Origin of the sequence: Microbacterium invictum (genome assembly GCF_014197265.1) — a bacterium.
GTDB classification, from domain to species: domain Bacteria; phylum Actinomycetota; class Actinomycetes; order Actinomycetales; family Microbacteriaceae; genus Microbacterium; species Microbacterium invictum.
In genome coordinates this window covers 920507-933849 of the sequence record NZ_JACIFH010000001.1, presented here as the reverse complement: position 1 = coordinate 933849, position 13343 = coordinate 920507, and the positions used below count along the sequence as shown (strand labels likewise).

At 69.4% G+C, this 13343-nt stretch carries 13 protein-coding genes and 2 tRNA genes; 10 read left to right on the top strand and 5 right to left on the bottom strand.

Features of this window, described 5'->3' with window-relative positions; translation table 11 throughout:
* Nucleotides 1-19 precede the first annotated feature (19 nt).
* Entirely contained in the window at nucleotides 20-751 is a 732-nt protein-coding gene (locus BKA10_RS04555) for a zinc ribbon domain-containing protein (RefSeq protein ID WP_183498799.1), read from the bottom strand.
* A 44-nt stretch (nucleotides 752-795) separates the two neighbouring features.
* Between BKA10_RS04555 and BKA10_RS04550 the strand changes: the two genes are divergently transcribed.
* From BKA10_RS04550 to BKA10_RS04520, 7 genes are all read left to right on the top strand, one after another.
* Nucleotides 796-868: transfer RNA gene (locus tag BKA10_RS04550), tRNA-Val, on the top strand.
* Nucleotides 869-976: 108 nt separating this feature from the next.
* Nucleotides 977-3706, top strand: a complete 2730-nt coding sequence (gene aceE, locus BKA10_RS04545) for a pyruvate dehydrogenase (acetyl-transferring), homodimeric type (RefSeq protein ID WP_183498798.1) — start codon at nucleotides 977-979, stop codon at nucleotides 3704-3706.
* A gap of 8 nt (nucleotides 3707-3714) precedes the next feature.
* Nucleotides 3715-4920 carry a PucR family transcriptional regulator gene (locus BKA10_RS04540; RefSeq protein ID WP_183498797.1) on the top strand — a complete coding sequence of 402 codons (1206 nt, stop codon included), beginning with the start codon at nucleotides 3715-3717 and terminating at the stop codon, nucleotides 4918-4920.
* Nucleotides 4921-5014: 94 nt separating this feature from the next.
* Nucleotides 5015-5935 carry an acyltransferase domain-containing protein gene (locus BKA10_RS04535; protein WP_183498796.1) on the top strand — a complete coding sequence of 307 codons (921 nt, stop codon included), beginning with the start codon at nucleotides 5015-5017 and terminating at the stop codon, nucleotides 5933-5935.
* Nucleotides 5932-6933: a beta-ketoacyl-ACP synthase 3 gene (locus BKA10_RS04530; RefSeq protein WP_183498795.1), complete on the top strand. Its 1002-nt coding sequence runs from the start codon at nucleotides 5932-5934 to the stop codon at nucleotides 6931-6933. Before BKA10_RS04535 ends, BKA10_RS04530 begins: the two co-directional genes overlap by 4 nt.
* A gap of 81 nt (nucleotides 6934-7014) precedes the next feature.
* Complete coding sequence (locus tag BKA10_RS04525; RefSeq protein WP_183498794.1) at nucleotides 7015-7263, top strand: acyl carrier protein; 249 nt, start codon at nucleotides 7015-7017, stop codon at nucleotides 7261-7263.
* 52 nt (nucleotides 7264-7315) lie between these two features.
* Nucleotides 7316-8554: a beta-ketoacyl-[acyl-carrier-protein] synthase family protein gene (locus BKA10_RS04520; protein ID WP_183498793.1), complete on the top strand. Its 1239-nt coding sequence runs from the start codon at nucleotides 7316-7318 to the stop codon at nucleotides 8552-8554.
* A gap of 205 nt (nucleotides 8555-8759) precedes the next feature.
* Here the strand turns inward: BKA10_RS04520 and BKA10_RS04515 are convergent, their stop codons facing one another.
* The 4 genes from BKA10_RS04515 to BKA10_RS04500 all read right to left on the bottom strand — a co-directional run bounded on the left by BKA10_RS04515 (nucleotide 8760) and on the right by BKA10_RS04500 (nucleotide 11576).
* Nucleotides 8760-9263 (bottom strand): DUF3145 domain-containing protein, encoded by a 504-nt coding sequence (locus BKA10_RS04515; RefSeq protein ID WP_183498792.1) that lies wholly within the window; start codon nucleotides 9261-9263, stop codon nucleotides 8760-8762.
* A gap of 102 nt (nucleotides 9264-9365) precedes the next feature.
* Nucleotides 9366-10259, bottom strand: coding sequence for a M23 family metallopeptidase (locus tag BKA10_RS04510; RefSeq protein ID WP_183498791.1), 894 nt, complete (start codon nucleotides 10257-10259; stop codon nucleotides 9366-9368).
* A 108-nt stretch (nucleotides 10260-10367) separates the two neighbouring features.
* Nucleotides 10368-10441, bottom strand: a tRNA-Ile gene (locus BKA10_RS04505).
* Nucleotides 10442-10481: 40 nt separating this feature from the next.
* Entirely contained in the window at nucleotides 10482-11576 is a 1095-nt protein-coding gene (locus BKA10_RS04500; RefSeq protein ID WP_248198966.1) for a DMT family transporter, read from the bottom strand.
* 42 nt (nucleotides 11577-11618) lie between these two features.
* Between BKA10_RS04500 and def the strand changes: the two genes are divergently transcribed.
* Genes def through BKA10_RS04485 form a run of 3 tightly spaced genes read left to right on the top strand, consistent with a single transcriptional unit; the run spans nucleotide 11619 to nucleotide 13334 of the window.
* Entirely contained in the window at nucleotides 11619-12185 is a 567-nt protein-coding gene (gene def, locus BKA10_RS04495; RefSeq protein ID WP_183498790.1) for a peptide deformylase, read from the top strand.
* A 4-nt stretch (nucleotides 12186-12189) separates the two neighbouring features.
* Nucleotides 12190-12888 carry a DUF4129 domain-containing protein gene (locus tag BKA10_RS04490; protein ID WP_183498789.1) on the top strand — a complete coding sequence of 233 codons (699 nt, stop codon included), beginning with the start codon at nucleotides 12190-12192 and terminating at the stop codon, nucleotides 12886-12888.
* Nucleotides 12885-13334: a hypothetical protein gene (locus BKA10_RS04485; RefSeq protein WP_183498788.1), complete on the top strand. Its 450-nt coding sequence runs from the start codon at nucleotides 12885-12887 to the stop codon at nucleotides 13332-13334. The genes BKA10_RS04490 and BKA10_RS04485 overlap by 4 nt, the downstream gene beginning before the upstream one ends.
* Nucleotides 13335-13343 lie beyond the last annotated feature (9 nt).

Here is a 13343-nt window from a genome sequence, read left to right as displayed (position 1 = left end):
CGTGAACGCGGTGCTCATGTCAGAGCCCGGACTCTTCGGTGCGTACCAGGATGCAGCCGCACTCGGGGCAGGTGGCGACCTCGTCGTCGGCGAGCTGGCGCAGCGTGTTCAGGTCGGTGCCCGAGAGGACCATGTTGCATCCCTCGCACGTCCGCCGGCGCAGGAGTCCGGCACCGGCACTGCGCGTTGCGACCGCGTCGTAGCGGGCGACGAGTTCGGCCGGGAGCGACTCGGCGATCGCGCCCCGGTCGCGGGTGGCCTGCTCGAGCCGCGCCGTCGCGTCGGCCACCGCCGCCTTGCCCTCGGCGCTGAGCCGCGCACCCTCGTCGTTGGTGGTGGCGATCAGCGCCTCCTGCGCGGCCACCGCCGCGTCGGCGCCCTCGAGCTTCTCCATCAGGTCGAGCTCGGCGTCTTCGAGGTCGCTCTTGCGCTTCGCGAGCGAGGCGATCTCGTGCTCGAGACCCTGCGCGTCCTTCGCGCTGGACGTGGATGCCAGGCGCTCGGCGTCGCGTGCGCTGCGGGCATCGACCACGGCGACGTCGGACTCGAGGCGCGCCAGGTCGGCGGCGATGTCGTCGCGGGCACCGAGCAGGCGGGTCAACTCGACCGAATACTCCTGGCGCTGCGCGAGGAGCTCTTTGACCCGGGCCGCAGCCGGCGGGTTGCGGCGCGCGCCGTCGGCCTGCGCGATCGCGGTGTCGAGGGCGGCGAGGTCCAGAAGACGGCGTTGGTCGGCGGGGCTGGCTTTCACGTTTCCAACCTACCCCGGACGCGACCGTAGACTGGGGGTTCTCAGGGCCTTTAGCTCAGCTGGTAGAGCGCCACGTTTACACCGTGGATGTCGTCGGTTCGATCCCGGCAGGGCCCACCGAAATGTGACTAGGCTGAGAGATGGTGCGTTGTCCGTGCTGTACAAAGCCGCGCTCGCCTGATCCCCGATTCCTGGCATGACCTGCCAGACGACGAAAGGTCTCCCGTGACTGTCAACGAACAGGATCCGTATTCGCAGGGGCCGCTCGACAGCGACCCCGACGAGACTGCCGAGTGGCAGGAGTCACTCCGCGGCCTCGTCGACGCCAAGGGCGCCGGCCGCGGACGCGAGATCATGCTCAGCCTGCTCAACGCCTCGCGCGAACTGCACCTCAACGTCCCCCAGGTGCCGACCACCGACTACATCAACACGATCGCGACCGAGAACGAGCCGGAGTTCCCCGGCGACGAAGAGCTCGAGCGTCGCTACCGCCGCTGGATCCGCTGGAACGCCGCGCTCACGGTCCACCGTGCCCAGCGTCCCGGCATCGGGGTGGGCGGCCACATCTCCACCTACGCTTCGTCGGCCTCGCTGTACGAAGTCGGCTTCAACCACTTCTTCCGCGGGCTCGACGCGCCCGGTGGCGGCGACCAGATCTTCATCCAGGGTCACGCCTCCCCCGGCATCTACGCCCGCTCGTTCCTCGAGGGACGGCTGTCGGCCGACCAGCTCGACGGATTCCGGCAGGAGAAGTCGGCGGCCCCGCTCGGCCTGCCGTCCTACCCGCACCCCCGCCTGATGCCGGACTACTGGCAGTTCCCCACGGTATCGATGGGCCTGGGCCCGATCAACGCCATCTACCAGGCGATGACCAACAAGTACCTCACCAACCGCGGCATCAAGGACGCGTCCGACTCGCACGTGTGGGCGTTCCTCGGCGACGGCGAGATGGACGAGATCGAGAGCCGCGGTCAGCTGCAGGTGGCCGCGAACGAGGGGCTGGACAACCTCACCTTCGTCATCAACTGCAACCTTCAGCGCCTCGACGGCCCGGTGCGCGGCAACGGCAAGATCATCCAAGAGCTCGAGAGCTACTTCCGGGGCGCCGGCTGGAACGTCATCAAGACGGTCTGGGGGCGCGGCTGGGACGAGCTGCTCGACAAGGATGACGACGGTGCTCTCGTCCGGCTCATGAACACCACGCCGGACGGCGACTTCCAGACGTACCGCGCCGAGGACGGCAAATTCATCCGCGACCACTTCTTCGGTCGCGACGAGCGCACGGCCGCGATGGTCAAGGACTGGTCTGACGACGACATCTGGGGCAAGCTCCGCCGCGGCGGACTCGACTACCAGAAGGTCTACGCCGCCTACCGCTCGGCCGTCGAGCACAAGGGTCAGCCGACCGTCATCCTGGCCAAGACCATCAAGGGGTACGGTCTCGGACATCACTTCGAGGGCCGCAACGCGACCCACCAGATGAAGAAGATGACCCTCGAGGACCTCAAGCAGTTCCGCGACTCGATGCGCATCCCGATCACGGACGCCCAGCTCGAGGAGAACCCGTACCTCCCGCCGTACTACCACCCCGGCATGGAGGACGAGACGATCCAGTACATGCTCGAGCGGCGGCGGAACCTCGGCGGATTCCTGCCCGAGCGCCGCACCCACCATGTGCCGATCGAGCTGCCCGACGACAGCGTCTACGCCCTGCCGAAGAAGGGCTCGGGCACGCAGGAGATCGCCTCGACGATGGCGTTCGTGCGTCTGCTGAAGGACCTGCTGCGCGCGAAGGGCTTCGGCAACCGGATCGTCCCGATCATCCCCGATGAGGCCCGCACGTTCGGCATCGACGCGTTCTTCCCGACCGCGAAGATCTACAACCCGAACGGCCAGAACTACACGTCGGTCGACCGTGACCTGCTGCTGGCGTACAAGGAGAGCCCGCAGGGGCAGATCATGCACGTCGGCATCAACGAGGCCGGCGCCGTGGCGGCATTCACCGCAACGGGCACGACGTACTCGACGCACGGCGAACCGCTGATCCCGGTGTACATCTTCTACTCGATGTTCGGCTTCCAGCGCACCGGCGACGCCCAGTGGGCCGCCGGCGATCAGATGGCGCGCGGCTTCATCATGGGCGCCACCGCCGGACGCACCACGCTGACCGGCGAGGGCCTTCAGCACGCTGACGGGCACTCGCATCTGCTCGCCTCGACCAACCCGGCGACCGTGTCCTACGACCCGGCGTACGGTTACGAGATCGCGCACATCGTGCGGTCGGGCCTGGACCGCATGTACGGCGGCAACCACCCCGACCCCAACGTCATGTACTACATGACGCTGTACAACGAGCCGATGGTCCAGCCCGCCGAGCCCGAGGATGTCGATGTCGAGGGCATCGTGCGTGGCATCCACCGCGTCTCGGTCGGCGAGGGCGACGGGCCCCGCGTCCAGCTGCTCGCATCCGGCGTCGGCGTGCCGTGGGCGTACGAAGCGCAGCAGCTGTTGAAGGACGACTGGGGTGTGATCGCGGACGTGTGGTCGGTCACCAGCTGGACCGAGCTGCGCCGTGACGGCCTCGCCGCCGACGAGCACAACTTCCTGCACCCGCAGGAGGAGCAGCGCGCCGCGTACCTCACGCAGAAGCTCGCCGGCACCGAGGGCCCGGTCATCGCGGTCAGCGACTTCATGCACGCCGTTCAGGACCAGATCCGCCCGTGGGTGCCGCGCCGCTTCGCGACGCTCGGCGCCGACGGCTTCGGCTTCTCGGACACCCGCCCCGCGGCACGTCGGTTCTTCAAGATCGACGGTCCGTCGATGGTGGTCCGCGCGCTGCAGTCGCTGGCCGATGAGGGCGTGGTGGACCGTGCGCTGTCGGCCCAGGCGATCGACCGGTACCGTCTGCACGATGTGACCGCCGGCACCAGCGGCAACGCCGGCGGCGAGAGCTGATCCGTTCGATGCCGGCGCGCCCGCCCAAGGAGAAGGCGGAGACCCTCGCCTGGCTGCGGCGGATCTCCGGCGACCTGGCGTCCGCCACGATTCAGCGGCTCGAAGACTCGCTGCCGTGGTACGCGGAGATGCCGCCGGCGCGGCGCTCGGCGGTGGGCCTGGTCGCCCAGGCGGGGATCACCTCATTCATCCAGTGGTACGACGACCCGAACTCGACGCCGTGGATCGCGGCCGACATCTTCGCGGCAGCCCCTCGTGAGCTGCTGCGCAGCGTCAGCCTGACCCAGACCCTGCAGCTGGTCCGTGTCACGGTCGAAGTGACGGAGGAGCGCATCGCCGGCCGAGGCGAGGATCTTCGCGAGAGCATCCTGCTGTACTCCCGCGAAGTCGCGTTCGCGGCGGCCGACGTCTACGCCCGTGCCGCCGAGGCGCGGGGCCTGTGGGACGCCAGGCTGGAGGCGCTCGTCGTCGACTCGATCCTCACCGGCGAGGCGGATGAAGAGCTGCCCAGCCGCATCGCGGCACTGGGCTGGCACGGTCACGGTGAGGTCGCGGTCCTGGTGGGCACGACGCCGTCGCAGTTCGATGTGGACCATCTGCGCCGGATGGCGCGCAAGCTCGGCGTGGATGTGCTGATCGGCGTGCAGGGGCTGCGCCTCGTCCTGGTGATCGGCCGGGCCGAGCTCCCTCAGCGCGACGAATCCGCGGAGCTCACGTTTCCCGAGATCGCCCGGCGCCTGGAGCCCGGCTTCGGGTCGGGGCACCTCGTGCTCGGTCCCACCGTTCCCGCGCTGGTGGATGCCGGGCAGAGTGCGCGCGCGGCCCTGGCGGGGTTCGCGGTGGCCAAGGCCTGGCGGAATGCCCCGCGTCCGGTCGAGGCCGACGACCTGCTGCCCGAGCGGGCGCTGGCCGGCGACCCGCTGGCCAAGATCACGCTCGTCGAGCGCATCTACCGTCCGCTGCACGCGCACTCCACCGACCTGGTCACGACGCTGTGGAGCTACCTCGACAACGGGCGTTCGCTCGAGGCGACGGCCCGAGAGCTGTTCGTGCACCCGAACACGGTCCGCTACCGGCTCAAGCGGGTCTCCGATGTGATCGGATGGGATGCCACGGGTCCGCGCGAAGCGCTGATCCTGCAGACGGCGCTCATCCTCGGATCGATCGGCACCGAGGTCACGCGCCGCCGCGGTGCGGGAGTGCGGCGTCCCTGATGCAACGCAACCTGTGCGCCACGCACAAAGCATCCGGCGTTTCTTGTGAGGTCGTCGCCAGATGGCCCCTTCCCGTTCTTGGCAGGATGGAAAGGTGATCATTGCCGTCTTCCCTGGACAGGGTTCGCAGACCCCCGGTTTCCTGACGCCCTGGCTGGAGCGTGACGGCGCTCGAGAACGCCTCGCGCAGTTCTCCGAGGCCGCGGACGTCGACCTCGTGGCGGCCGGCACCGAGTGGGACGCCGACCAGATCCGCGACACCCGGGTGGCGCAGCCGCTGATCGTCGCGGCGAGCCTGCTGGCCTGGGAGGCGCTGACCGCGGGCACCGGCACCCGCCCCGCCGGCGTCGCCGGGCACTCGGTCGGCGAACTCGCCGCCCTCGCGGCGGCAGGGGTCATCTCCGACGACGACGCACTGCGCCTGGTCGGGCTGCGCGGTCGCGCGATGGCCGAGGCGGCAGCCGCCGAGCAGACGGGTATGAGTGCCGTGATCGGCGGCGACCAGGACGTCGTCGTCGCCCGCCTCGGCGAACTCGGGCTCACCCCGGCCAACTACAACGGCGGCGGCCAGATCGTGGCCGCCGGTGCGCTCGCGCCGCTCGCCGAGCTGGCGGCAGAGCCCCCGCGCGGCACCCGGGTGATCCCGCTGCAAGTCGCCGGTGCATTCCACACGACGTATATGGCCCCCGCCGTCGCGACTCTCCGCGTCGCCGCGACCGAGGTACCGGCATCCACCCCCGATCTCACGCTCTGGACCAACAGCGACGGCACCACCGTCACCGACGGCCGCACCGCACTCGACCTCATGGTCGCGCAGGTGGCCAGCCCCGTCCGCTGGGATCTGTGCATGGCCTCTTTCGCCGACCACGCCGTGACCGGCATCATCGAACTGACCCCGGCCGGCACGCTCGTCGGGCTCGCCAAGCGCGCCCTGCGGGGCGTGCCCACCGTCGCGGTGAAGACCCCCGAGGATCTCGGGGCGGCCACCGCGCTGCTGACAGGAGGCGACGCGTGACCGTCACGCTCAAGCAGTCCACCGGACCCGCGCACACCCGCATCTACGCCTACGGCGCGGCGCGCGGCGAGAACGCGGTGCCCAACGACGACCTGATCGGGCCGATCGATTCGAGCGACGAGTGGATCCGGCAGCGCACGGGCATCATCACGCGCGTGCGCGCGGTGCCGGAGACCTCCGCGATCGACCTCGCCACCGACGCGGTCGCCGAGGCGATCGAGCGCTCGGGCGTGGCCGCCGACAAGATCGACGCGGTCATCGTGGCGACGATCTCGAACCCGAAGCAGACCCCGTCGGTGGCGGCCATCGTCGCCGACCGCGTCGGGTCCAACCCGGCTGCCGCGTACGACGTGAACGCCGCCTGCGCCGGATTCGCGTACGGCGTCGCGCAGGCGGACGCGCTGATCCGCGCCGGTGCGGCGCACTACGCGGTCGTCGTCGGCACCGAGAAGCTCAGTGACGTCGTCGACCCGGCCGACCGCTCCATCTCGTTCCTGCTCGGCGACGGCGCGGGTGCCGTCGTGATCGGCCCCAGCGACACCCCGGGCATCGGCCCGACCGTGTGGGGCTCGGACGGCTCGAGGGCGGGCGCTGTGGGCATGAACCACACGCTCGTCGAGTTCCGCGATGGTGCAGCCCCGTGGCCGACGCTGCGTCAGGAGGGACCGACCGTGTTCCGCTGGGCCGTCTGGGAGATGGCCAAGGTCGCGCGTCAGGCGCTCGACGACGCGGGCGTCGAGCCCGGCGATCTCGCGGCCTTCGTCCCCCACCAGGCCAACATGCGCATCATCGACGAGCTCGCCAAGCAGCTGAAGCTGCCTGACACGGTGGTGATCGCCCGCGACATCGAGACCACCGGCAACACCTCCGCGGCATCCATCCCCCTCGCCGCCCACCGCCTGCTCGAAGAGCATCCCGAGATCAGCGGCGGACTCGCCCTGCAGATCGGCTTCGGCGCCGGACTCGTGTTCGGCGCACAGGTCGTGGTGCTGCCCTGACCGCGCCACGCGCGCACCTAGACTGAACAGCGGCCCGGCCGGGCCCGCTCCAGACCCGCCATCAGAACAAGGAGACATCCCATGGCACTCACCAACGACGAGGTTCTCGCCGGGCTCGCCGAGCTCATCACCGACGAGACCGGTATCGCGGCCGACGAGGTCGCGCTCGAGAAGTCCTTCACCGACGATCTCGACATCGACTCGATCTCGATGATGACGATCGTCGTCAACGCCGAGGAGAAGTTCGGCGTCACCATCCCCGACGAAGAGGTCAAGAACCTCAAGACCGTCGGCGACGCAGTGACGTTCATCACCTCCAACCAGGAGTGACCTTCAACGGTGGTGGGGGCATGCGCCCCCACCCCGAGACCGCGAGGAGATCATGACCAAGCCCCGTATCGTCGTCACCGGCATCGGTGCGTCCTCCCCCATCGGCGGGACCGCGCCCGAAAGCTGGTCGGCGCTGCTGGACGGCGCGTCCGGCGCCCGTTCGCTCGAGTACGACTGGGTCGAGCAGTACAACCTGCCCGTCACCTTCGCCGCCGAGGCACTCGTGCGCCCCGACACCGTGCTCGAGCGGCCCGTCGCCAAGCGCCTCGACCCGTCATCCCAGTTCGCACTGGTCGCGGCGAAGGAGGCGTGGGCGGATGCCGGTGAGCCGGACGTGGACCCCGAGCGACTCGGCGTGGACTTCGCGACCGGCATCGGGGGCCTGTGGACACTGCTCGACGCATGGGACACCCTGCGTGAGAAGGGCCCGCGGCGTGTGCTGCCGATGACCGTGCCGATGCTGATGCCCAACGCTGCGGCCGGCAACCTGTCGCTCCACTTCGGCGCCCGCGCGTTCGCGCGCACGGTCGCCAGTGCGTGTGCGTCGAGCACCGAATCGATCGTGAACGCGGTCGAGCACCTGCAGGCGGGCCTCGCCGACGTCGTGATCGCCGGCGGCACCGAGTCGGTCATCCATCCGGTCACGATCGCGTCGTTCTCGTCGATGCAGGCGCTCTCGCGGCGCAACGACGACCCGGCGACGGCGTCGCGCCCCGGCAGCATCGACCGTGACGGCTTCGTCATGGGCGAGGGCGCCGCGGTGCTGATCCTTGAGACCGAGGAGCACGCCAGGGCCCGCGGCGCGAAGATCTACGGTGCGGTGCTGGGCGGCGGGGTCACCGCCGACTCGTACCACATCACCGCCAATGACCCCGAGGGCACCGGCGCAGCCCGCGCCGTCGAGCTGGCGCTGCAGCAGGCCGATGCGTCGCCCGCCGACGTCACGCACATCAACGCGCATGCCACCTCGACTCCGGTCGGCGACCCCAACGAGTACGTCGCGCTGAAGGCCGTGTTCGGCGACCGGGTGGATGAGATCCCGGTATCGGCGACCAAGGCCTCCACCGGCCACCTGCTCGGCGGCACGGGCGCGCTCGAAGCGGTCTTCACGATCCTCGCGCTGCGCGACCGGGTCGCTCCCCCCACGATCAACCTCACCGAGCAGGATCCCGCCGTGCCGTTCCGCCTGTCGGGCGAGCCGACACCGCTCGGCGACGGCGACCAGCTCGCGATCAGCAACTCGTTCGGGTTCGGTGGGCACAACGCGGTCGCGGTGTTCGCGTCAGTCTGACCTGCGACAGCATCTGGCCGACACAGAGAAGTCGCCCTCGGGAAGCCATCCGGGGGCGACTTTTCGTATCAGGCGGGAGCGGTACGCGGTCCTGGATCCCGGGACAGCCCGTCGACCGAGTCCCGTACTGGCGCCACGCTCCCGCCTGCGTCTTCAGTTGTGTCGTGCCTCGTGCTCGATCAGTGTCGCGACGGATGCCGTCGTCTCAGCCGACTTTGTGGAGCCATACGACAGGGGCATCGTCGCTCGCGTGCCGGAACGGCTCGAGTTCCTCGTCCCACGCTGCACCCAGCGCGATATCGAGTTCACGCTGCAGCTCGATGATGTCGCCGGCGGCGATCTCCATCGCATAGCGGATACGGTCCTCGCCGATCACGACGTTGCCGGCCATGTCCGTCTGGGCGAAGTGGATGCCGAGGCCGGGCGTGTGCATCCAGCGCCCACCGTCGCTGCGCCCGGACGGATCTTCACTGACCTCGAATCGGAGGTGCTCCCATCCGCGGATCGCGGTCGCCAGGGCAGCGCCGGTGCCTGCGGGACCCTCCCAGTAGAACTCGGCACGGCGGCTGCCCGAGAGGACGGGCTGGTCGGCCCAGTCGAAATTGACCGCGCGTCCCAGGGCACGGCCGACCGCCCACTCGAGGTGGGGGCACAACGCGCGTGGCGCGGAGTGAATGTAGATCACTCCACGCGCCTGTGGTGTCGCCATGACTTCTCCGTTTCATCAGGTGCGTCTTCCCCTACGACCTGAGTGCCGGAGTGCGGCGGGCTATGCGGTTGTGGCCCCATTATCGCTGATGCCGGGGCGGAATCACAAGCGTGTGATTACCAGGCGTGTCGGCCGCTGCCGGACTCGCCAGTGCCGACCCGCCCGGTCCGCAATCCGGTACCGGTGGCCCCACTCGAGGTCGGCTCCGCAGACCGATTCGCCGTCGTCGAAGGGGTCGTGCGCCGATCGTGACCGTCGTGTCGCGCCGAGGCTCTTCATCCCCGCCGAGGAGTGGCTCGTGAAGTTGCCCGCCCAGAACCAGTTGTGGTTGAAGGCTCCGCGGAACCAGAGGTCCGTCGTGACGCCGTTCTGCGTGATCCTCTGGCCGTGGGCGAACGCATCGAAGCTGCCGGTGACGCCTTCGCGCAGCTTCTGGCGCACTGCCCCACTCGTGGTCGGCGTGGCGCGGCCGTTGATGTAGTTCAGCGGCACGTTCTTCACCGTGCGCTGCGCGTAGGTCGTGCCGGTGGTCGCTGCGGCCATGGCCGCGGGCACGACCGGAGTGCCCGGCAGCCTCCTGCCGTCCAGATACGGCTGCGGGTCCACCCGCGTCCCGTCGATGTAGAGCTCGAAGTGCAGATGGATGCCGGCGGCCTTGCCCGTCTCCCCCTGAACCGACAGCAGCTGGCCGGGTTCGACGATCTGACCTCTGCGAATCCTGGCAGTGCCGGTCTTGCCGTGGTTGTACGTGGTCGCCGCGCGGTCGGTGTGCTGCACCCAGATCCGGTTGCCCCAGCCCTGGTTGTACCCGCCGTCGTCGGTGACCGACTCCACCCGTCCGTGTCCGGCGCACAGGTTGCGCCGCGACCTGTCGACGTCACCCTGGGTCCAGCCGTAGTCGATCCCCGAGTGCCGGCCGTTCGGGCTGCTCGTGGCCCGCCACGCGTACCTCAGCTGCCTGGCGTCGCTCACAGGAAGGCGGATCCCGATGCTCATGGTGGCGTCCTCTCTTCGGCGCGCGGGGTTGCCCCGCACTATATGAGAGCCGCGACGAGCGTGGTTGGTACATCAGAAACGGCCGCCCGAGGGCGACCGTTCCACGCGTAGGGCGGGTGGGACTTGAACCCACGATCGTCGGGTTATGAGCCCGCTGCCTTGACCAGCTTGGCCACCGCCCCGTAGGAGAACGAGCCTACCGGAGCCGGGCGTCGGCGCCCGTCAACGACGATGCGGACCGAGGCGCTTGTCATCGTCGACCGGAGGGTCGGGCCACACCTTCGACACCGCCTCGGTGAGGCGGATCGCACCCGTGCGCGGCGCGGCGTCGCCGGCCGTTCCTCCCCCGGCGCTGCCTCGTGGAATCGGCAGCTCCTGGCTGTCGCTGAGGACCTGCGGGTGATGTCGTGCCAGCTGGAACACCCCGACGATCGCGAGGGCGCCGGCGATGCCGAAGCCTACATAGGCCCCCCACGGTGCGCCCTCGGCCTCCTGCAGCACGACGAGGCCGATTGTGATCGCGACGATCGGGTCTATGACGGTGAGCCCGGCGATCACGAGGTCGGGTGGACCCGAGGCATAGGCGGTCTGCACGAAGTAGGCGCCCACGCCGGTGCCGGCCACCAGCCCGAGCAGGCAGACGAAGGTCAGCCACTCGAAGTCGCCGTGCTGGATGCGGCTGATGACCACTTTCGCCAGGGTCGCCACGAACCCGTACATGATGCCGGCGGCCACGATGTAGAACAGCGCGCTCATACGATGGCGCAGCCACAGCCACACCACTGTGAGCACGATCGTGACCACCGCGAGGATGATGAGCACCGTGATCAGCTGCGCATCGGAGACCGCGCTCTCGGTCGCGTACAGCGCAGCGATCGTGACGAAGATGAAGATTCCGCCCACGCACAGCGCGATGGCGGTGATCGACCGCTTCGTCGGCTGATGACCGCTGATCCGGGCGTTGAGCAGCGTCGTGATGACCAGCGAGATCGCCCCGACCGGCTGCACGAGGATCAGCGGGGCGAACGAGAGCGCGGCAAGCTGGCACACGATGGCCAGCCCGAGCATGATCGTGCCGATGACCCACGATGGGCGTTTCAGCAGGCTGACCAGCTGACCGCCGGTGAGGCCGTGCCCGCCGGCCGCCTTGCTCAGGCGCTCGACCTTCTGCACGCCGCGGTGCTGGTACTGCGCGCCGAACGACATGAACACGGCGCCGAGCAGCGCGAGCGGAATGCCGATGAGGATCGCGGGGTCTTTGAAGACTCCCACCACCTGATCGGTGATGTCGTCCAGGGCCAGAGCAACGGCATCCACACCATGACACTAACGGCACGTCCCCATCGGTAGGCTCAGGACGTGGCAGTTCTCCCGATTCGCATCATGGGCGATCCCGTCCTCCACTCCGTCGCTGCGCGCGTCGATGAGGTGACCGACGAGATCCGCACGCTCGTGGCCGACATGTTCGACACGATGGATGAGGCGCCGGGCGTGGGCCTTGCCGCACCCCAGGTCGGCGTCGGCCTGCGCATTTACACGTATACCTACCAGGACGACGAGGGCGAGCCCTGGCGGGGCGTCATCATCAACCCCGAACTGTGGCTGAAGCCGGTCGAGCCCGGTGCGCCCGATCCGGACGAGGAGTCCGAAGGCTGCCTTTCGTTCCCAGGCGAGCGGTTCCCGCTGCGCCGATCGGACGAGGTCTGCGTCACCGGCACCGACCTGGACGGCGCACCGGTCGAGGTCCACGTCACGGGATGGCGGGCTCGCATCATGCAGCATGAGTTCGACCACCTCGACGGCGTCCTGTACATCGATCGTCTCGATGACGACGACTGGAAGACGGTGCAGAAGATCGCGCGCAAGCGCGGGTGGGGGCGTCCGGGACAGAGCTGGATGCCGGGCGTCGACGCGCTCGACGCGTAGGACGATGCGCGGGCGCACGCAGACGATCGCCGCCATCCTCGTGGGCGGGGTCGTCATCGTCGCCATCGCCTTCGGCAGCACGATGAGTCTGCCCGCGCTCGTGACGTCACTGCCGACGAGCGCACCCGCCCCGGTGCCCACGGGGGCTCCGACCCCGGAGCTGCCCGAGGGCAGCCCGATGCCCGAGGCCACGTTCGAGGGCAGCGGCGACAGCGTCTCGGGGCTGCCCATCGTGCAGACCCTCGCGACCCTGGCGGCCATCGCGGTGGCACTGTTGGTGGCGGCCCTCATCGTCCGGGTCGCGCGGCGCCTGGCGGCCCAGGAATCGCACGACCCGATCGACGATGTCGTGGAAGAGCCGCTCATCGACGTGCAGGACGTCCAGGAGGTCTTGCGCGCCGCGCGTGAGCAGATCGGCGTGGACGACGATCCCAATCGCGTCGTCGTGCGCTGCTGGGAGGCTCTGGAGGCGATTGCGGCGGACGCGGGAGTCGTCCGCAACGAGTCCGACACCGCCACGGAGTACGTCGTGGACATGCTGGGCCGGCTCGACCTGCCGGCAGACCCCGCCCGGCGGCTCTCGCGCCTGTATGCCGCAGCGCTGTTCTCACGTGAGCGGCTGCCGGGCGCCGCCGTCGCCGAAGCGCGCGAGTGCCTCGATCGGCTCGATTCCGCCGTGCACCGACGGGTGGGCCGGTCGTGAGAGGCGGGGTCCGACCCCTGCTGATCGCCGCTGCGATCGGCCTCGGCACAGGGGCACTCGCAGGTGTGCTGCTGACGGTGATCGGGTTCGGCCTGCGGTTGGACGTGTGGGTGCTCGTGGGGCTCGTGACGGCTGTCGCCGTCTGGTTCTTCCGCGACGTGTTCGATTCGGGACAGGAAGAGCCGCTGGACGAACCGCAAGAGCCCGCCCCGGCGTTCTGGTCGCTCGATCTCGACCGCCGCACCCGCACCCTCGAAGCCCAGCTGCGCGGAGCGGAGCGGGGCACAGGGACCAGCGTCACCACCCTCCACCGGACGATCGAGAAGATCGCCCACGCCACAGACGGGCCGTTGCCGCCCGCGACCGCCAGATACCTGGCATCCGAGCCGCGTCCGCTTACCCGAGGACAGCGACGCACCATCATCCGGGAGCTGATGCAACGGTGAACCCATCCC